Annotated in this window: 18 protein-coding genes; 10 read left to right on the top strand and 8 right to left on the bottom strand. The window is 69.6% G+C overall.

The genetic code is table 11. From position 1 onward, the window contains the following. Positions 1–371 precede the first annotated feature (371 nt). From AAW14_RS09720 to pstB, 7 genes are all read left to right on the top strand, one after another. Positions 372–2786, top strand: coding sequence for an RNA degradosome polyphosphate kinase (locus AAW14_RS09720; protein ID WP_416223281.1), 2415 nt, complete (start codon positions 372–374; stop codon positions 2784–2786). Next, a complete protein-coding gene (locus AAW14_RS09715) occupies positions 2767–3903 on the top strand; it encodes a CHAD domain-containing protein (protein WP_265562083.1) in 1137 nt (378 codons plus the stop codon). Before AAW14_RS09720 ends, AAW14_RS09715 begins: the two co-directional genes overlap by 20 nt. A gap of 64 nt (positions 3904–3967) precedes the next feature. Next, positions 3968–4381, top strand: coding sequence for an NUDIX hydrolase (locus tag AAW14_RS09710; RefSeq protein WP_265562081.1), 414 nt, complete (start codon positions 3968–3970; stop codon positions 4379–4381). A gap of 383 nt (positions 4382–4764) precedes the next feature. Further along, a complete protein-coding gene (pstS, locus tag AAW14_RS09705) occupies positions 4765–5901 on the top strand; it encodes a phosphate ABC transporter substrate-binding protein PstS (RefSeq protein WP_265562079.1) in 1137 nt (378 codons plus the stop codon). A gap of 99 nt (positions 5902–6000) precedes the next feature. Then, positions 6001–7008 carry a phosphate ABC transporter permease subunit PstC gene (gene pstC / locus AAW14_RS09700; protein WP_265562077.1) on the top strand — a complete coding sequence of 336 codons (1008 nt, stop codon included), beginning with the start codon at positions 6001–6003 and terminating at the stop codon, positions 7006–7008. Beyond that, positions 7005–8069, top strand: coding sequence for a phosphate ABC transporter permease PstA (pstA, locus tag AAW14_RS09695; RefSeq protein ID WP_265562075.1), 1065 nt, complete (start codon positions 7005–7007; stop codon positions 8067–8069). Before pstC ends, pstA begins: the two co-directional genes overlap by 4 nt. Positions 8070–8106: 37 nt before the next feature. Beyond that, complete coding sequence (gene pstB, locus AAW14_RS09690) at positions 8107–8883, top strand: phosphate ABC transporter ATP-binding protein PstB (RefSeq protein ID WP_265562073.1); 777 nt, start codon at positions 8107–8109, stop codon at positions 8881–8883. Positions 8884–8995: 112 nt separating this feature from the next. On the opposite strand, the gene AAW14_RS09685 is transcribed toward pstB, so the two are convergent. The 3 genes from AAW14_RS09685 to AAW14_RS09675 all read right to left on the bottom strand — a co-directional run bounded on the left by AAW14_RS09685 (position 8996) and on the right by AAW14_RS09675 (position 11119). After that, positions 8996–9196 carry a DUF5988 family protein gene (locus AAW14_RS09685; protein WP_055490601.1) on the bottom strand — a complete coding sequence of 67 codons (201 nt, stop codon included), beginning with the start codon at positions 9194–9196 and terminating at the stop codon, positions 8996–8998. 296 nt (positions 9197–9492) lie between these two features. Next, on the bottom strand, positions 9493–10491 hold the full coding sequence (locus tag AAW14_RS09680; RefSeq protein WP_265562070.1) for an inorganic phosphate transporter: 999 nt from the start codon (positions 10489–10491) through the stop codon (positions 9493–9495). A 7-nt stretch (positions 10492–10498) separates the two neighbouring features. Beyond that, positions 10499–11119 carry a DUF47 domain-containing protein gene (locus AAW14_RS09675; RefSeq protein WP_265562068.1) on the bottom strand — a complete coding sequence of 207 codons (621 nt, stop codon included), beginning with the start codon at positions 11117–11119 and terminating at the stop codon, positions 10499–10501. Between the two features lie 303 nt (positions 11120–11422). Between AAW14_RS09675 and AAW14_RS09670 the strand changes: the two genes are divergently transcribed. Then, entirely contained in the window at positions 11423–11779 is a 357-nt protein-coding gene (locus AAW14_RS09670; protein ID WP_265562066.1) for a metal-sensitive transcriptional regulator, read from the top strand. 209 nt (positions 11780–11988) lie between these two features. Here AAW14_RS09670 and AAW14_RS09665 read toward each other — a convergent pair whose 3' ends face one another. Then, positions 11989–12213 carry a hypothetical protein gene (locus AAW14_RS09665; protein WP_265562064.1) on the bottom strand — a complete coding sequence of 75 codons (225 nt, stop codon included), beginning with the start codon at positions 12211–12213 and terminating at the stop codon, positions 11989–11991. Between the two features lie 125 nt (positions 12214–12338). Beyond that, a complete protein-coding gene (locus AAW14_RS09660; RefSeq protein WP_265562062.1) occupies positions 12339–13181 on the bottom strand; it encodes a hypothetical protein in 843 nt (280 codons plus the stop codon). A gap of 124 nt (positions 13182–13305) precedes the next feature. Between AAW14_RS09660 and AAW14_RS09655 the strand changes: the two genes are divergently transcribed. Further along, positions 13306–13473 carry a hypothetical protein gene (locus tag AAW14_RS09655; RefSeq protein WP_265562060.1) on the top strand — a complete coding sequence of 56 codons (168 nt, stop codon included), beginning with the start codon at positions 13306–13308 and terminating at the stop codon, positions 13471–13473. Positions 13474–13588: 115 nt separating this feature from the next. Beyond that, on the top strand, positions 13589–15127 hold the full coding sequence (locus AAW14_RS09650) for an FAD-binding oxidoreductase (protein WP_265562058.1): 1539 nt from the start codon (positions 13589–13591) through the stop codon (positions 15125–15127). 65 nt (positions 15128–15192) lie between these two features. Here the strand turns inward: AAW14_RS09650 and AAW14_RS09645 are convergent, their stop codons facing one another. The 3 genes from AAW14_RS09645 to AAW14_RS09635 form a co-directional block, all read right to left on the bottom strand. Then, the gene (locus tag AAW14_RS09645; RefSeq protein WP_265562056.1) at positions 15193–15891 is read right to left on the bottom strand and encodes a phosphatase PAP2 family protein; all 699 of its coding nucleotides are present in this window, start codon (positions 15889–15891) and stop codon (positions 15193–15195) included. A 281-nt stretch (positions 15892–16172) separates the two neighbouring features. Continuing rightward, a complete protein-coding gene (locus AAW14_RS09640; protein ID WP_265562054.1) occupies positions 16173–17180 on the bottom strand; it encodes a bifunctional lytic transglycosylase/C40 family peptidase in 1008 nt (335 codons plus the stop codon). A gap of 102 nt (positions 17181–17282) precedes the next feature. After that, entirely contained in the window at positions 17283–18038 is a 756-nt protein-coding gene (locus AAW14_RS09635) for a trypsin-like peptidase domain-containing protein (RefSeq protein ID WP_265562052.1), read from the bottom strand. Positions 18039–18893: the final 855 nt, after the last annotated feature.

Here is an 18893-nt window from a genome sequence, read left to right as displayed (position 1 = left end):
GGGGACCGTCGAAGCGGGTCCCACAGCGACCGGAGCCCACCGCAAAGCAACCATCAAAGCGAGCCACCGCACCGGCCCGGAGCCCAACGCAGGGCAACCACCGAGACGGGGTCACGCGAGGACCGGAACCCATCGCAACGCGCCCCCTCGAGCGGGCCACCGCACCGGCCCGTAGCGCTCCCCGGGTCGGCCGCTCCCCACAACCGGCAGGGCCGAACGTACGGCCGGTCGAGCCCTGGCGGCGCACGCGTCCCTTCCTGCTCCCTCGTACGCGTCGGTGTCGCCTGTAGACGTTCGCGGGCCCCTCCCCGCTATCCCGCACGTCATGTCGCCGTAACCATTGATTCAGACGGACTTGCGACGCTCAGCCAATGAACGCCGCCGTGCCAGAACCCGCACCGCCCCCGGAGAACGGGGCCGGTCCGGAACGTGGACGTCCCTTCGCCGCGACACCCCCCGGACTCCACGACGCGCCCGTCACCCGGTCGGCGCGGAAGAATGGGTTCATGAGCCAGCAGAACGCCCAGGCACCGGCCCACCCGTCCCCCACCACCCCTCGTGATGGAGAGCCGTCGGGTCGCGCGAACATGCAGAACCAGCAGCCCTCCGTGGGCTCCATCGCCGCGCACCGCCCGCACACCGTGCCCGCGGCGGTCTCCGACCTGGAACCGGACATCGACGCCGATCTCGACGCGTACGAGGAAGCCGAGGGTGCCCAGCTCCCGCAGGGCCGTTTCCTCGACCGGGAGCGCAGCTGGCTCCAGTTCAACGAGCGCGTGCTCGAACTCGCCGAGGACCCCGATACGCCCCTGCTCGAGCGGGCGAAGTTCCTGGCCATCTTCGCCAGCAACCTGGACGAGTTCTTCATGGTCCGGGTCGCGGGTCTGAAGCGGCGTATCGCCACCGGCGTCGCCACCCGCTCGGCCTCCGGTCTCCAGCCGCGCGAGGTGCTGGAGATGATCTGGGCCCGTTCCCGCGAGCTCATGGCCCGGCACGCCGCCTGCTTCCACGAGGACGTCGCCCCCGCGCTCGCGGAGGAGGGCATCCATCTGGTCCGCTGGGCCGAGCTGACCGAGAAGGAGCAGGCGCGCCTCTTCACGCTCTTCCGCCACCAGATCTTCCCGGTCCTCACCCCGCTGGCCGTCGACCCCGCGCACCCCTTCCCGTACATCTCGGGACTCTCGCTCAACCTCGCGGTCGTCGTGCGCAACCCGGTCTCCGGCCACCGCCACTTCGCGCGCGTCAAGGTCCCGCCGCTGCTCTCCCGCTTCCTTGAGGCCTCCCCGCAGCGGTACGTCCCCATCGAGGACGTCATCGCCGCGCACCTCGAGGAGTTGTTCCCGGGCATGGAGGTCCTGGAGCACCACACCTTCCGGATCACCCGCAACGAGGACCTGGAGGTGGAGGAGGACGACGCCGAGAACCTTCTCCAGGCCCTGGAGAAGGAGCTCATGCGGCGCCGCTTCGGGCCGCCGGTGCGCCTGGAGGTCGAGGAGTCCATCGACCGGTACGTCCTGGACCTCCTCGTGCGCGAACTGAAGATCTCCGAGGCCGAGGTGTACCCGCTGCCGGGTCCCCTGGACCTCACCGGCCTCTTCGGCATCGCGAACCTCGACCGGCCGGAGCTGAAGTACCCGAAGTACGTGGCGGGCACCCACCGCGACCTCGCGGAGGTCGAGTCGGCGTCCGCGCCCGACATCTTCGCGGCGCTGCGGGAGCGGGACGTGCTGCTGCACCACCCGTACGACAGCTTCTCCACCTCCGTCCAGGCGTTCCTGGAGCAGGCGGCCGCGGACCCGGACGTGCTCGCGATCAAGCAGACGCTGTACCGGACCTCGGAGACCTCGCCGATCGTCGACGCGCTCATCGACGCGGCCGAGTCCGGCAAGCAGGTCCTCGTGCTGGTCGAGATCAAGGCCCGCTTCGACGAGCAGGCCAACATCAAGTGGGCCCGCAAGCTGGAGGAGGCGGGCTGCCATGTGGTGTACGGGCTCGTCGGGCTGAAGACGCACTGCAAGCTGTCGCTCGTCGTACGGCAGGAAGGCGAAACGCTCCGCCGTTACAGCCACGTCGGTACGGGCAACTACCACCCGAAGACCGCGCGGCTGTACGAGGACCTGGGGCTGCTGACCGCGGATCCGCAGGTCGGCGCGGACCTGTCCGACCTCTTCAACAGGCTGTCGGGTTACTCCCGCCGCGAGACCTACCGCCGGCTGCTCGTCGCCCCCAAGTCCCTGCGCGACGGTCTGGTCTCCCGGATCAACAAGGAGATCCAGCACCACCGCGCCGGTCGGCCCGCGTATGTCCGCGTCAAGGTCAACTCGATGGTGGACGAGGCGGTCGTCGATGCGCTCTACCGCGCGTCGCAGGCGGGCATCCCGGTCGACGTTTGGGTGCGCGGCATCTGCGCGCTGCGCCCGGGCGTCGCGGGCCTGTCCGAGAACATACGCGTACGGTCCATTCTCGGCCGCTTCCTCGAGCACTCCCGCGTCTTCGCCTTCGGCAACGGCGGCGAGGCCGAGGTGTGGATCGGCAGCGCCGACATGATGCACCGCAACCTCGACCGCCGCATCGAAGCACTCGTCCGGGTCACCGACCCGGCGCACCGGGCGGCCCTCAACCGGCTCCTGGAGACCGGTATGTCCGACACCACTTCCTCCTGGCACCTCGGCCCGGACGGCGAGTGGAACCGGCACTCGACCGACGCGGACGGCCAGCCGCTGCGGAACATCCAGGAGATGCTCATAGACGCCCGGAGGCGCCGGCGTGGCACAGCAACACCTTGATCCCCCCACCGACCCCACGGCCCGCCCGACGTCCGGGGACGCCCTCGCGGGCTACCTGCGGGCCCAGGCCACGGAGTTCCTGCGTTCGCTGCGCCAGCACCGGGACAACGGTGCCGGTGGGAATCCCCCCGCTCACGGGGGTCCCGCCACTCGAGCGAAGCCGAGGGTGGGGGCGCAGTCGAGACTGGGAGAGAGCGGCACGGTGGACTCCGGCGACGCGGCGCTCGCCCTGCGCCGCTCGGCCCGCCGCATCAGCGGCACGCTCCACACGTTCCGCCCCCTCCTCGACGCCGACTGGTCCGAGACGATGCGTCCCGAGCTGGCCTGGCTGTCGGGCACGCTGGCCCGCGAGCACGCGTACGCGGCCCGGCTCGAACGGCTGCTCCTCGCGCTGCACCGGCTCTCGGGCTCGTCGGCCTTCCCCGCGCAGCCGGGCGGCGCGGCGGAACCCGTCGGTACCGGTCCGCGCACCCAGCCCGCAGCCGCGGAGCGCGGCAGTCTGACCGTCGGCGCGGCGAAGGCGGGCGCACTGCTGGAGCGCCAGCTGACCCTGGCCCGGACGCGCGCCCACTCCGCGGCCCTGGGGGCTCTCGGGTCGAGCCGCTTCCACGCGGTGGCGGACAGCGTCGCCGTCCTCGCCAGCGAGGTCCCGCTCGCGCCCGCCTCGGCCGCCGCCGACCTGCGCCCGCTCGCGGCGGCGGCCGAGGAGCGGCTGTGCGACGCGGTGACCGCGCTGCCGCTGCTCACCGCGGGCCACCCGTACAACGCCGAGGCCCTGATCCACGGCCTGTCCCCCGACCCGGCGCCGCATCCGCAGGACGGCCCCTGGCACCAGGTCCGGCTGTTGCTGCGGCTGCACCGCTACGCCCGGGAAGTGCTGTACGGGGAGGACGCGGCCGTCGACGTACGGCTGCTGGCGGCGGGCCAGGCCCTGAACCGGCACCGGGACGCCTCGGAGGCGGCCGCCGCCGCTGCCGCCGCGGCACGCACCCCGCGCATCGCCCCGGCGACGGCGTACGCGCTGGGCGTGCTGCACGCCGACCAGCGCCACGAGGTGGAAGCGGCCCGCTTCGCCTTCCAGCAGGCCTGGCAGAAGCAGGCGGTGGGCACTCCGTAGGCACCTGTACGACGGCGCGGCGCGCCCGGCGCGCCGCGGGGACAGAGAGGAGCCGGAGCACCCGATGAACGAGGAGACCATCCGCGCGGCCGGCTGTGTCCTGTGGCGCCACTCGCCCGTAGACGGTGAACTGGAGATCTGTCTGGTCCACCGGCCGAAGTACGACGACTGGTCCCACCCGAAGGGCAAGCTCAAGAGTGAAGAGGACCCACTCGCGGGCGCGCTGCGGGAGGTGGCGGAGGAGACGGGGTACGCCGCCGTCCCCGGCGCGCGCCTGCCGACCGTCCACTACGAGGCGGGCGGGCGCCCCAAGCAGGTCCGCTACTGGGCTGCCGAGGCGACGGGCGGCTCCTTCGTCCCCAACCGTGAGGTCGACCGCATCCTGTGGCTCCCCCCGGCCGCGGCACGGCGCCGCTTGACCCAGCCCCGCGACCGGGACCTGGTCGACGCCTTCCTGAACGCGCTCAACCTGACCTGAGCGCCCCGAAAGGGGCGCGACAAACGGCTCGGGGGACGCCCGCACCCCGTCGGGGCTCGGGGAACCGTGCACCCCCGCCACAACCGAACGCAGCCGCCGGAAACCGCAGGCCACGGGCACCGCCTCGACTCGGCGCAATGGAATACCCCCGTGTCCGAGACGTAAGCGTTCCGTGACCTAACCACACCGACTACAGGGGTTCACCTTCCGTTCATTCTTGGCCATCAGCCGCTTCACCTGTTCTGCCTAATTTCGGCCCTACCCGGTGCGAAGCGCGCATGAAGGCGTGCGGTCGCACTTCACAACAGACAGAGCAGCCCGCACGGGCTGGCCACACTTCGCACGCCGCCAATGACGGCGGCTCTTGGAAGGAACCCCCGAAAGTGAAGCTTCAGCGCACGAACCGGCTTCGCGCCCTTTCCCTCGGTGCTGTCGCCGTCTCCGGCGCCCTGGCCCTGACGGCGTGCGGCTCCGATGCCACCAGCAGCAACGGCGGCGGAAGCAGCTCCGCGCCCGCGTCGAGCAACTCCAACATCAAGTGCGACAACGCCAAGGGGCAGCTGCAGGCCTCCGGCTCGTCCGCGCAGAAGAACGCGATCGACGCGTGGGTCACGCAGTACACCGCGTCCTGCAAGAACGTCCAGATCAACTACAACCCGACCGGTTCGGGTGCCGGTGTCACCGCTTTCCTCGGTGGCCAGACCGCGTTCGCCGGTTCCGACTCCGCGCTGAAGCCGGAGCAGATCGCCCAGTCCAAGAAGGTCTGCAGTGGCGGCGGCCAGGCCATCGACCTGCCCATGGTCGGCGGCCCGATCGCGATCGGCTACAACGTGCCGGGCGTGAGCAACCTGGTCCTGGACGCCTCCACGATCGCCAAGATCTTCAACGACCAGATCAAGACGTGGGACGACCCCGCGATCAAGAAGCTGAACCCCAGCGCGAAGCTGCCCAGCACCAAGATCCAGGCCTACCACCGCTCGGACGAGTCCGGCACCACGGACAACTTCACCAAGTACCTGATCGCCGCCGCGAAGAGCGACTGGCCGTACACCGGCGGCAAGGCCTGGCAGGCCAAGGGCGGCCAGTCCGCGCAGGGCTCCGCGGGCCTCGCCCAGCAGGTCAAGCAGACCCCGGGTGCGATCTCGTACTTCGAGCTGTCCTACGCGGCCGACGGCATCAACACGGTCGACCTGAAGACCGGCGCCTCCACGCCCGCCAAGGCCACCGTCGAGAACGCCACCAAGGCCATCTCCACCGCCCAGGTCGCCGGCACCGGCAAGGACCTGGCCCTGAAGCTGAACTACAAGCCGACCGCGGACGGCGCCTACCCGCTGACCCTGGTCACCTACGAGATCGTCTGCGACAAGGGCAACAAGGCCGACACGCTCCCGACCGTGAAGTCCTTCCTCGGCTACACCGCGTCCGAGGACGGCCAGAACCAGCTGGCCAACGCCAAGTACGCGCCGATCCCCGCCGAGATCATCTCCAAGGTCCGCGACACCATCTCGGGCCTGAGCTGACCTGAAGTGCGGCCCGCTCCCCCAAGGAGCGGGCCGCACCGTCCGGTGCACCGCCGCCTGGAGCCGCCACCCGCTACGGCTCCGCAGACCGGAGATCCGATGAACATAACGACAGAGAACACTGAAGCACCTCCACCCGCCCCCCAGCCTTCCGCGGCCGAGCAGAAGCGCGCGAGCCGCGGCGCCACCCGCGCCGGAGACCGGATCTTCCTCGGTCTCTCCCGCGGATCCGGCATCTTCCTTCTGGTGATCATGGCCGCGATCGCGGTCTTCCTCACCTACCGCGCGTCCCTCGCGATCAGCAAGGACCACGGCAACTTTCTGACCACCTTCGAGTGGGACACCAACGTCGTCCCACCGGTCTTCGGCATCGCGGTCCTGGCCTTCGGCACGGTCGTCTCCTCGATCATCGCCATGGCCATCGCGGTCCCGGTCGCGGTGGGCATCGCGCTGTTCATCACGCACTACGCCCCGCGCAAGCTGGGCACCCCCATCGCGTACGTGATCGACCTGCTGGCCGCCGTGCCGTCCATCGTGTACGGCCTCTGGGGTGCCCTCGTCCTCGTACCGCACATGCAGGGCGTGTTCGGCTGGCTGAACGACTACTTCGGCTGGACCGGCATCTTCTCCTGGCAGGGCGGCGCCCCGCGCGCGCTGCTGACCGTCGGCGTCCTGCTCGCGATCATGATCCTGCCGATCATCACCAATGTGAGCCGCGAGGTCTTCCGTCAGGTCCCGCAGATGCACGAGGAGGCGGCCCTGGCCCTCGGCGCCACGCGCTGGGAGGTCATCCGCACGGCCGTGCTGCCGTTCGGCCGCTCCGGCGTGATCTCCGCCTCGATGCTCGGCCTCGGCCGTGCGCTCGGCGAGACGATGGCGGTCGCCACGGTCCTCTCCCCGACCTTCGACATCCAGGCCAGCCTGCTCGACCCGGGCGGCGGCACCTTCGCCCAGAACATCGCCAGCAAGTTCGGCGAGGCCACCGACCAGGGCCGTGACGCCCTCATCGCCTCCGGTCTGGTCCTCTTCGTCATCACCCTGCTGGTCAACGGTGCGGCCCGCATGATCATCGCCCGCCGCAAGGAGTACTCGGGGGCCAACGCATGAGCCACGCAGCCGTCACCGACAGGCGTCCGAGCACCCTGCGCGGCGCCAGCCTGCCGAAGTGGTCGCCCTGGGCGATCGCCGCGGGCTCGGTCGCTCTGGGCACGGGTATCGGACTTGGCGCCGGTCTCGACAGCACCATCCAGTGGGGCCTGATCGCCGCGATCCTGTTCGTCCTGGGCACGTACGTCATCGCGGCACGCGTCGAGGGCCGCCGGCAGGCCAAGGACCGGATCGCGACCAGCCTCGTCTGGGTCTGCTTCCTCGCCGCGGTCATCCCGCTGGCCTCCCTGATCTGGGAGACGCTCAAGCGCGGTGTGAAGGTCTTCGACGTCTACTTCCTCACCCACTCGATGGGCGTGGTCCCCGACACCCAGCCCGGTGGCGGCATCTACCACGCGATCCTCGGCACGCTGGAGCAGGTCGGCATCGCCACTGTGATCGCCGTGCCGGTGGGTGTGCTCACCGCCGTCTACCTGGTCGAGTACGGCCGCGGCAAGCTCGCCAAGGCCGTCACCTTCTTCGTCGACGTCATGACGGGCATCCCGTCGATCGTCGCGGGTCTGTTCATCCTCAGCTTCTGGATCCTCATCCTGAACATGGGCTACTCCGGCTTCGCCGGCTCGCTCGCCCTGGCGATCCTGATGATGCCCGTGGTGGTCCGCTCCACGGAGGAGATGCTCAAGCTCGTCCCGAACGAGCTGCGCGAGGCCTCCCTCGCCCTGGGCGTCCCGAAGTGGCGCACCATCCTCAAGGTGGTCCTGCCGACCTCGATCGGCGGTATCACCACGGGCGTGATGCTCGCGATCGCGCGTATCACCGGTGAGACCGCTCCCGTGCTGCTGCTGGTGTGGGGCACGAACTTCATCAACAGCAACCCGTTCAAGGACCCGCAGGCCTCGCTTCCGCTGTACATCTACCAGCAGTACGCGAACAGCGCCGGCTCCGGCGCCGCCTACGACCGGGCCTGGGCGGCGGCACTCGCCCTCATCGGCTTCGTGATGATCCTGAACCTGGTGGCCCGCGGGATCGCCCGCTGGAAGGCCCCGAAGACCGGTCGCTGACGCGGCCACAGCGACTGATTATGGAAGTGAAGTAGTCATGGCCAAGCGAATCGACGTAAGCGGACTCACCGCGTACTACGGCTCCCACAAGGCGATCGAGGACATCTCGATGACGGTCGAGCCGCGGTCGGTGACGGCGTTCATCGGCCCCTCCGGCTGCGGCAAGTCGACGTTCCTGCGGACGCTCAACCGCATGCACGAGGTCACCCCGGGCGGCCGTGTCGAGGGCAAGGTGCTGCTCGACGACGAGGACCTGTACGGCACCGGGATCGACCCGGTGGCCGTCCGCCGCGAGGTGGGCATGGTGTTCCAGCGCCCGAACCCCTTCCCGACCATGTCGATCTTCGACAACGTGGCGGCGGGCCTGCGGCTGAACGGCAACTACAAGAAGTCCGCGCTGAATGACATCGTCGAGAAGTCACTCAAGGGCGCCAACCTCTGGAACGAGGTGAAGGACCGCCTGAACAAGCCGGGCTCGGGTCTGTCCGGTGGTCAGCAGCAGCGTCTGTGCATCGCCCGCGCGATCGCGGTGGAGCCGAAGGTTCTGCTGATGGACGAGCCCTGCTCGGCCCTCGACCCGATCTCGACGCTCGCGATCGAGGACCTGATCGGCGAGCTGAAGGAACGCTTCACGATCGTCATCGTGACGCACAACATGCAGCAGGCCGCGCGTGTCTCGGACCGTACGGCGTTCTTCAATCTGGCGGCCGTGGGCCAGCCCGGCCGCCTGATCGAGATCGACGACACGGAGCGGATCTTCTCCAACCCGTCGGTCCAGGCGACGGAGGACTACATCTCGGGCCGCTTCGGCTGAGCCGACGGTCCCTGCGAAGACCCCTCGCGGTGCTGCATGGCGGTGCCACCGCGAGGCCGAAGAGGGCCCGCCCCTGGCTCCCGGGGGCGGGCCCGTTCGCGTCCACCACGCGCTATTCGGCGACTTCCGTGCGTTCCCACCACTGGAAGACGATCATCCGTCCCTCCTCGCGGTCCTCGTGGCGCGGCGTGACCTTGTAGTGCTCGTATCCGCCGCGATGGGGGATCTTCAGCTCTTGTCCAGGCGGGACGATCGGCACGGTCTTGCCCGCCAGATCGTCCGGCCCGCCTTCGAGGAGTGCCTTGGTAGTCATACGTCCAGTCTTGTCACCCCACCGACCGCCGCATCTCGAAACGCCGGGCCCGCGGGATCCGGGGGCGTTTCGACGGGACGACAGCCCTGGGTCCTGGGCGGCCACGGGGTGACAGGCACCTGACGGGCGCGGTGGGTCCGGGGCGGGCTCCTGGGGCGGGCTTGGGGCGGGCTCCTGGGACGGGCCCGGTCGGCACCACGGGCGGGTCCGGGGCACCGGTGGGGGCCGGACTCAGGGGACGCCGTCGGGACGGCCGCAAGGGGAAACCTTTCTGCGGGCGGCGCCCCGCCGCCCGTTTACAGAAACGCCAGGTTGATCAGCCAGAAGCCGCCCGCCGCCACGAGCGCCGCTGCCGGCATCGTGATGAACCAGCCCATGACGATGTTCTTCGCGATGCCCCACCGCACGGCGTTAACCCGCTTCGTCGCACCCACGCCCATGATCGCCGACGTGATGACGTGCGTCGTCGAGATGGGGGCCTTGAACAGGAACGCCGTCGCGAACATGATCGAGGCACCCGTGGTCTCCGCCGCGAAGCCCTGCGGCGGGTCCAACTCGATGATCTTGCGGCCCAGCGTACGCATGATGCGCCACCCGCCCGCGTACGTGCCCAGCGACAGCATCGCCGCGGAGACCAGCTTCACCCACACCGGGATCGGGTCCCCGTACTTCTCCACGTCCGCGATGACCAGTGCCATCACCACGACACCCATCGTCTTCTGGGCGTCCTGCAGGCCGTGCCCGAGCGCCATTCCGGCCGCCGACACCGTCTGCGCTATACGGAAGCCCCGCTTCGCCTTGTGCGGATTGGCCCGGCGGAAGATCCACATGATCGCCGTCATAACCAGGTAGCCGACGATCAGGCCGACCACCGGCGACAGGAACATGGGGGTGACGATCTTGTCCAGGACCCCGGACCAGTACACCGTCGTACCACCCGCCAGTGCCGCCCCCACCATGCCGCCGAACAGCGCGTGCGACGACGAGGACGGCAGCCCGAAGTACCACGTGATCAGGTTCCACGTGATCGCGCCCACCAGTGCGGCGAAGAGGATCCCCATCCCCTTGCCGCCGGAGGGCGTCTGGATCAGGCCCTCGCTGACCGTCTTCGCCACCCCGCTGCCCAGGAACGCACCGGCGAGGTTCATCACCGCCGCCATCGCCAGCGCCGCCCGGGGCGTCAGCGCCCGGGTCGACACCGACGTCGCGATCGCGTTCGCCGAGTCGTGGAAGCCGTTGGTGTACGCGAAGAAGAGCGCGACCAGGATGGTCAGAATCAGAGCAAAGGTGTCCATGGACGCCTCAGGACTCCTTGACCGCGATGGTCTCCACGGTGTTGGCCACGTGCTCGAAGGCGTCCGCCGCCTCCTCCAGCACGTCCACGATCTGCTTGAGCTTCAGGACCTCGATCGCGTCGTACTTGCCGTTGAAGAGATGAGCGAGCAGCTTCCGGTGGATCTGGTCCGCCTGGTTCTCCAGACGGTTCACCTCGATCCAGTACTCGGTCAGGTTCTCCATCGTGCGGAGGTTCGGCATCGCCTCCGCCGTCAGCTCCGCCGCCCGCGCCAGCACCTCGATCTGCTGCTCGACGCCCTTCGGCAGTTCCTCGACGTTGTAGAGGACGACCAGGTCGACGGCCTCCTCCATGAAGTCCATGATGTCGTCGAGGGAGGACGCGAGGGAGTAGATGTCCTCACGGTCGAACGGCGTGATGAACGAGGAGTTCAGCTGGTGGAAGATCGCGTGCGTGGCGTCGTCACCGGCGTGTTCCGCGGCCCGCATACGCTCTGCGATCTCGGCCCGGCCGGAGGCGTCCGCCCCGAGCAGTTCCATCAGGAGTTTCGAGCCCGTGACGATGTTGTCCGCGGATGCGGCGAACATGTCGTAGAAGCTCGTCTCCCTGGGGGTCAGACGAAAGCGCACGTGGGGTCCTCGGGATGCTTCGGTGTCGGTCAGGCTGATGCTAAGCGCATCATCCGGCCACGGCTAAGGGGCCGTCCCCCAGTGTCGCCCATCGGGCACAGTGGTCGGCACGGGGGCGGTGCGAGGGCGGCCGAGGCAGAGGCCAAGGGCCCCATACCCGGCAAACTTCGTTACCATATACCCACCAGGGGTATATATCCGTAACGTGTTGCTCACGCTTCGCACCCGCGGGCCCTCTGTCCGGATCCCTATCCCGTCTGTCCGGAATTCATGCCCCGCGCGACTGTCAAACAGGAGGACGCGATGACGACCACCGAGGCCGGCGCGACGGCGCCCTCCGAGGGCACCGGGACCCCGGTGACCGACCACGACCGCGGCGTCCACGGCTACCACGAGCAGAAGGACGAGCACCTCAAGCGGCTGCGCCGCATCGAGGGCCAGATCCGCGGACTGCAGCGCATGGTCGACGAGGACGTGTACTGCATCGACATACTCACGCAGGTCTCCGCCTCGACGAAGGCCCTGCAGTCCTTCGCACTCCAGCTCCTGGAGGAGCATCTGCGCCACTGCGTCGCGGACGCCGCCCTCAAGGGCGGAGCGGAGATCGACGCGAAGGTCGAGGAGGCGACGAAGGCGATCGGCCGCCTCCTGCGCACATGAGCACACAAGCACATGACGTCCTGACAACCTGACGCCGCGGGCGCTTCGATCCACCCTGAACCGTCGCCGAACCGCTCCCGAACTCCCCGAAATTCCAATCAAACCGCCTGAACCGCCTGAACCGCCCGAGGCGTCCTGTCCGGACAGCCGCGCAGGCGGGTGGGGACGTCCGCCGTCACGCGGCGGATCACGGCCCGCCCGCCGAAGGCTCACCCGCCGAAGGCATCCCCATCGGAGGCATCCGCAGTGGAGGCGGCCGCGCCACCGGCGGCATCCCGTTCTTCGGCCACCTTCAGGACCTCGTCGATGCTCTCAAGACTGAGCCGGTCCTCGTGTGCGGACGAGGCCGCGATGATCAGGTCGCCGCACAGCTCGATCTCGGCGAGGGCCACGTGGTCCTGAACCGCCGTACCGCCGACCGGAGCCACGTGCATCACCTCTTTCTGCCGTCACCGGCTTCCTAGAGTAGGGAGCGGTCTACGCACCGCGCATGGCACGGACGGACCATTTCCAGCCCCTCAGCCGCGCCACTTCCGGCCCGGCGTCCGGCCCTCGTGCGTCACTGCTCCGCGATCCTGCCGGCGAAGATGTCCCCGGACGCCGGCAGCCGCACCTCGACGGGGACCCCGAAGTCGTACAGCAAGGTCGTCGAGGCCACGGCGACCGCGGTCTTCTGCCGGCCATTGACGAAGCTGAACCGGTGGCGGACCTTCCGGATGCGTCCCTGGTCGTCGAGATAAGCGTCGAACGGGACTTCGGCCGTGGCGAACCCTTTCGCCGCCGCCTGCAACGCCTTCCTGTTCCCGGCCGACGCGCTCCTCGCCGCGAGCGCGATGTCGGCGACCCCGCGATAGTGCCGAACCGGCGTTCCCGCGACCTCGGTCCGCCCCACGTACGTCGCCCTCCGGACCCCGCGCAGCAATTCGGCCGCCGCCCACGGGTCGGTGACCCCGCCGGTGACGAGGTTGCCGTCGGAAAGGGTGCTCGTGTCGACCCGCACCCACTTGTCGGCCGGTACGCCCGCGCCCCGGTTCTTCATGAACAGGGCGCCCGGGGCGAGCAGTTCGGTGATGGGGCGGTGCTCCTCGGCGCCCGCGGGATCCTTGGGCAGCATCACCTCCAGCCGGCCGAGCCGGTCCCGGTAGTCGTAGACCCCCTCGCCGCGGATGGTGACCCGGGTGCCGCCGGTGGCCATCTCCATCGACGTACGGGCTTTGGAGCTGCCCGCGTGCACGAGGGCCTCGGCCGCCCGGTGGAGCGCCTCGACGGCGTCCGTGCCGGAGCGCGCCTCCTCGGCGGCGGCCCCGCCGCCCGTGCATCCCGTGACCGAGGCGCCGCAGAGGAGCAGTCCCACCGTCGTGACGACCGCCTCACCGACCCGACCGTGTCGTCGCACCACCATCGTCTGCCTACCCCCAAGCCGGTCAGTCCCGGTGTCCCTCCTGCCGTTCCGGATAACGACGGGCAGCAGGAACCCGTCACGCGCACGGCATTGCGGCACGGGTGCCTTGGGTAGCGTTGTCGGAGTGGAGCAGCAGGAGACCGCCCTGGGTCCGGAAGAGCACCGCACGACGACGGTCGAGCAGGGCCGTTTCTGCATGGCGCGGTGCAACTGCGGCTGGCGGGGTCCGGCGCGCAGAGCCCGCAGTCTGGCGAGGTCGGACGCGCAGGGGCATGCCGCGGACCGGCACTGACGGCGGCCCGCCGCACCCACACCATCCCCACGCTGTAGCGATTCTGTGGCACTTCCCTGCGGAACCTCCCGTCACAGGGCTCCGTCTCGTTCCAAGGAACCCAAGGGAGGCGCACATGCAACGGCGTACGTTCATCGGCGGAGCCGCCGCCGCACTCGCGACGGCGGCCACCACCGCGTGCAGCGGCAGCACGAGCAGCGCATCGGCTGCCACGGACACGTCCATACGCACGGCCGTCACCAGCGCCCGCGCCGCAGCCAACTGGACCGCCCTGGCCCGGGATCTGTCGGGCACCCTGATCCGCCCCGGTGACCACGCGTGGCCGACCGCGCACCAGCTCTACAACACCCGCTTCGACTCCCTGAAGCCCGCGGCCGTCGCCTATGTGGCGCATGCCGAGGACATCCGCACCGTGATGTCGTACGCCCGCGCCCACAACATCAAGGTGGCGATACGCAACGGCGGCCACTCCTACGCCGGTTGGTCCTCCGGAGACGGCCGTCTGATCATCGACGTGGGCCGGCTGAACACGATACGGGCGAGCGTGGGCGAGGCCGTGGTCGGCGCCGGTTCCAAACTGATCGACGTCTACCGCGCGCTCACGGCGAAGGGCGTGACGATACCCGCCGGCTCCTGCCCCAGCGTCGGCGTCTCGGGCCTCACCCTCGGCGGCGGCCACGGCGTCGCCTCCCGGGCGTACGGACTGACCTGCGACAGCCTCACCCAGGCGACCCTGATCACCGGGGACGGCAAGCAGCTCGTCGCCAACGCCACCGAGAACAAGGACCTCTTCTGGGCCCTGCGCGGCGCGGGCAACGGCAACTTCGGCGTCGTCACCGAGCTGCGTTTCAGGACCCACCCCGCCCCCCAGACGGTCTCGGCCTACATGACATGGCCCTGGTCCAAGGCCGCCGCCGTGCTCAAGGCCTGGCAGGAGTGGGGGCCGGACCAGCCGGACGAGATCTGGTCCTCCTGCCACCTCGAGAACGGCGGCACGCCCACCGTCGCCGTCGCCGCCTTCTCGCTCGGTACGTACGGCGAACTCCAGAACGCCGTCGACCGCCTGGCCGCGAGCGTCGGCTCCCCGGCGCGGAGCGTCTCACTCAAGCGGCATTCGTACGAGGGCGCGATGGAGGCGTACGCGGGCTGCTCCTCCTTCCCCACCGCCGCCCAGTGCCATCTGCCGGGTTCGACGCCCGGCCGCTCCCCGCAGGGCGCCCTCGGCCGTGAGACGTACGCGGCCCGCTCGGACTTCTTCGACCGCTCGATCCCGGCGGCGGGAATCCAGACCGTCCTGAATCAGATTGCACAGGTCCGGGGCGGAGCGGGCAGCGTCGCCTTCACCGCGCTCGGCGGCGCGGTCAACCGGGTCTCGCCGACGGCGACGGCGTTCGTCCACCGCCGCTCGCGCATGCTGGCGCAGTACATCGCGAGCTGGGGTGCGGGCGCGTCCGGGACGACGGCCCAGTCCTGGCTGGCGTCCGCGCACGCGTCCATGCGGGACTACGCGTCCGGGGCGGCGTACCAGAACTACACGGACCCGACCCTGACGAACTGGAAGAAGGCGTACTACGGCGACGCGGCGAACCGGCTGACCCAGCTGAAGCGCCAGTACGACCCGAGCGGCTTCTTCACGTTCCCGCAGTCGCTTTAGGAATCCGTCCCGCGAAGAAGGAGTGGGAGCCGCCGCGGCTCGAAGAAGGAGTGGAGCCGCCGCGGCTAGGCTGCCAGGTCCCGTTCCTCCGTCGCCGCCTCCGCCCGCGTGTCCGGGATCACCGTCTCCGCGGCACGCGCCCCGCGGGCCCGGATCAGCCAACCGGCGTGCGGCGAGCGCTCGATCGCCTTGGTGAGCGGGGTGAGCAGGGCCATGGCGAGCGGGGAGAGCAGCAGGGCGACGGCCGTGCCGAGGGCGAACCCGCCGACCACGTCCGTCGGGTAGTGCACGCCCATGTAGACGCGGCAGATCCCTTCGAGGAGCGCGAGCCCGAGACCGATGAGCCCGAACTTCCGGTTGGCGACGAAGAGTCCGACCGCCATCGCCATCGTGAGCGTGGCGTGGTCGCTGACGAAGGAGTAGCCGGTCTTCCCGGTGACAAGGACATCGAGTCCCTGGTGGTCGACGAACGGCCGGGGGCGTGCCACGAACCCCCGGATCGGCACGTTCACCAGCACCGCGAGGCCGGCGGCCAGCGGGGCCCAGACGAGCGCTGCCACGGAGGACGCCGCGTCCGCGCCGCCCCGTCGGCGCACGCTCCACCAGCACCACAGGACCAGCAGCACCATGGCGAGCAACAGGCCGTACTCGCCGACGAATTCCATGACGCGGTCGAACCAGCGCGGCGCCTCGTTGGCCAGGCCATTGATGTCGTAGAGCAGATCGACGTCGGGGTTCGACCCGGATTCGGCGAGTCCAGCCATGGTGCGCGGCCCCTTCGTCCTCTGTCCCGTTCCGCGGACGCGCCCGTGCGCGCCGCTCCACCACCCCCGTGGTCCGTAGATCCGCTCTACGTCAAGCCGGCTGCCGTACGTCAACGCTCTACTGCAGAAGGAACGCACAGCCCTCTCGTCTACGTTCCACACTCCACCGAATGATCACGCAGACGTTATCGAAGAGAGACTCGTCTTCGCAGCTCACGGGGTGGGCATAACAGAGAGTTCCGGCCGGCGCGTGTCCGCGCGCACGCCGTTCACACCCCGGTTCACACCGAAGTGGGCAGCGCTTTCGCGCCATCCGCGGTGACACGCGTCGCCCCGAAGTAGTCGGAGGTGTCGATCGGGTCGAAGCGGATCACGGCCCCCGTCCTGGGCGCGTCGATCATGTAGCCGCCGCCGACGTAGATCCCGACGTGGTGGATGGCACGGGAATCCGTCGGATCGTGCGAGAAGAACACCAGGTCACCCGGGAGCAGTTCGTTTCGTTTCGGGTGCGGCCCGGCGTTGTACTGGTCGTTGGCGACGCGCGGCAGCGTGATGCCCACACTCTCGTACGCGGCCTTGGTCAGCCCGGAGCAGTCGAAGCGTCCGCCCTGGTCGGGGGTGCCGTCGCCGCCCCAGAGATAGGGCGTGCCGAGCTTCTTCTGCGCGTAGTAGATGGCACCCGCGGCCTGCCGGGAGGGATCGAGCCGCTGGACGGGCGCGGCGAAGCTCTGCGCCAGGGTCGTGATGGTCTTCACATAGTTCTGGGTCTCCTGGTACGGCGGCACGCCTCCGTACTTGATGACCGCGTACGCCCCCGCGTTGTACGCGGCGAGCATGTTCTCCGTCGTGTTCCCGGGTGCGTCCTTCACATACGAGGCGAGCTTGCAGTCGTACGAGGCGGCCGACGGGATCGCGTCGCGCGGGTCCCAGACGTCGGCGACCCCGTCGCCGTTGCCGTCTATGCCCTGGACGGCCCAGGTGCCCGGGATGAACTGCGCGATCCCCTGCGCCTTCGCCGGACTCGTGGCGTTCGGGTTGAATCCGCTCTCCTGGTAGAGCTGGGCGGCGAGCAGCGCGGGGCTGATCGCGCTGCACAGATTGCCCCACTTCTGGACGATCGGTGCATACGCGGCGGGCACTGCATTCTTGGCGAGCCCGAGGGCCCGCTGCCCTGCCTCGCCCGCGAGGTTCCCGGCGGCCATGTAGACCCCGAGGACTAGCAGCATCACGAAACCCAGCGCGGTACCGATGGCGACGGTCGCCCAGATCCACGCCTTACGCACCGTCAACCGCCCCTCGCCGCACGGGAGTCCGCCGAGGGTCAGTTTAGGGGTGGGGGCAGGCCCGCGGACCGGCACTTGAAGGGACCGCGGGGACGTACGGCGTAGCGGCTACTCGCCCGAGGCGGTCCTGTACAGGTCCGCGGCCTCATTCCCAAGGACGACGCTGTAGGAGATGTCGGGGGTGGAGCCGCCCTGCTCGTGGCCGCCGAGGATGCCCACGACCTCGCCGTAGCCGTTCACCCAGGGGCTGCCGCTCGTGCCGCTGGTGAAGCTGGGGCAGTCGATGCGCTGTTGGGTACTGCTCTGGACGGTCGGCCGGTTGATGCAGGTGATCGGTTCCTCCTGGGAGGTGGGGTAGCCCGTGACGGTGACGGCGCTGGCGCCGGTCTCCCGGCCCGTCACGAACTTGTTGCCCCCGACGATGTCCTCGACGTCCACGCCGCCGATGGACTCCACCGCGGCGAAGGCGACATCGCTGTCCTCGTTCTGATCACCGCTCCAGGCGTCGCCGACGTACGTCTTGACGATCTTCCACACCCCGTACGGCGCCCTGCCGTCCCGGTACCCCGGGGCGAACCACAGGGTGCCGCTCCCGATGCAGTGTGCGGCGGTCACGATCAGGTTGCCCTGTTTGCTGTGCACCACGGAGGCGGTGCAGAAGTGACCGCCCTCCAGGGCTCCGCCGGAGCCGAAGAGCGCACCGATCCGCGAGCTGGACGACGTGTAGGACGCCTGGGTGGTCACACCCAGCGGTCCGGGACCGCCGTCGGCCGCCGCCACGGAGGAGGTCGTGACGGCCAGAAGCACGATGGCACCGAAAAACGCGTGCCGGCGGTTGCCAGGGGGGCGTGTGATGCGGTTCATCGCCTCTTACTGTGACCCAGAAAGATGAGAAAATCTCTGTGACCGAACTGAAATTAACCTATGAGCTTCCATTGGCCCAGGTCGGTGCGCGCAATTGGGTCACAGCGGGTTCCACCCTTTCGGACGCGACCGGTGCTCTGAGGACGGATACCCGCCACCGAGCGGACATACGCACGTACGTACGAGTCGCCACCTGTCGGCGTTCACCTGCGCCGTGAAGACTCGCGAAAGCCGCGGCAGGGCCGCCTGGCCGCCGGTGTACGCGGCCGAGCGGTCGTCCGCTCGGCCGCGGCCCGTGCCGCCTCCCGCGGGCCGCCCGTCTCGGCGTTCGCGGCGCCCCACGCCTCGCGGCTCACTCCGCTCGGCTCACTCCGCTCACCGGTCATCATTCACATGGCCGATGCGTTCCAGTTCGAATCGCGTTCGATCCTCCGTGACCGGTGCCGGCCCGCAGATTCGATCCAGCCCACCTCACCGCCGTACTCCCAGGTCGCGAAGAACCCCTTCGGCGGGTCACACCGCTCGACCGTGCCGCTCGCGTTGCCGCATCCAGTCCTGGGGCCCAGAACCGCCGGAAGCGCCCGATCCACTCGTCGACGTCCCGCAGGGGCTCCGAGTTCACGGCGTACAGCCGCCGCGTCCCCTCCGGACGCACCGTCCGGACGCACCGTCGCGAGGCCGTTCTCACGCAGCGCCTTCAGATGCTGGGGGACGCCGGGCTGCGATACCCCGAACGCCGGGCGAGGACCTCACAGACCGCTCCGGACGTCACCTCCCCGTTCGCCAGTAGCTCCAGAATCCCGCGCCGCACGGGGTCTCCCAGGACATGCCGCCGAACCGGCCACCGAACCGGCC

Origin of the sequence: Streptomyces hygroscopicus, from assembly GCF_026168105.1 — a bacterium.
In the GTDB taxonomy this organism is placed as follows: Bacteria; Actinomycetota; Actinomycetes; order Streptomycetales; family Streptomycetaceae; genus Streptomyces; species Streptomyces hygroscopicus_D.
The sequence above is the reverse complement of the archived record's forward strand: the minus strand, read 5'-3'. Positions and strand labels throughout refer to the sequence as shown.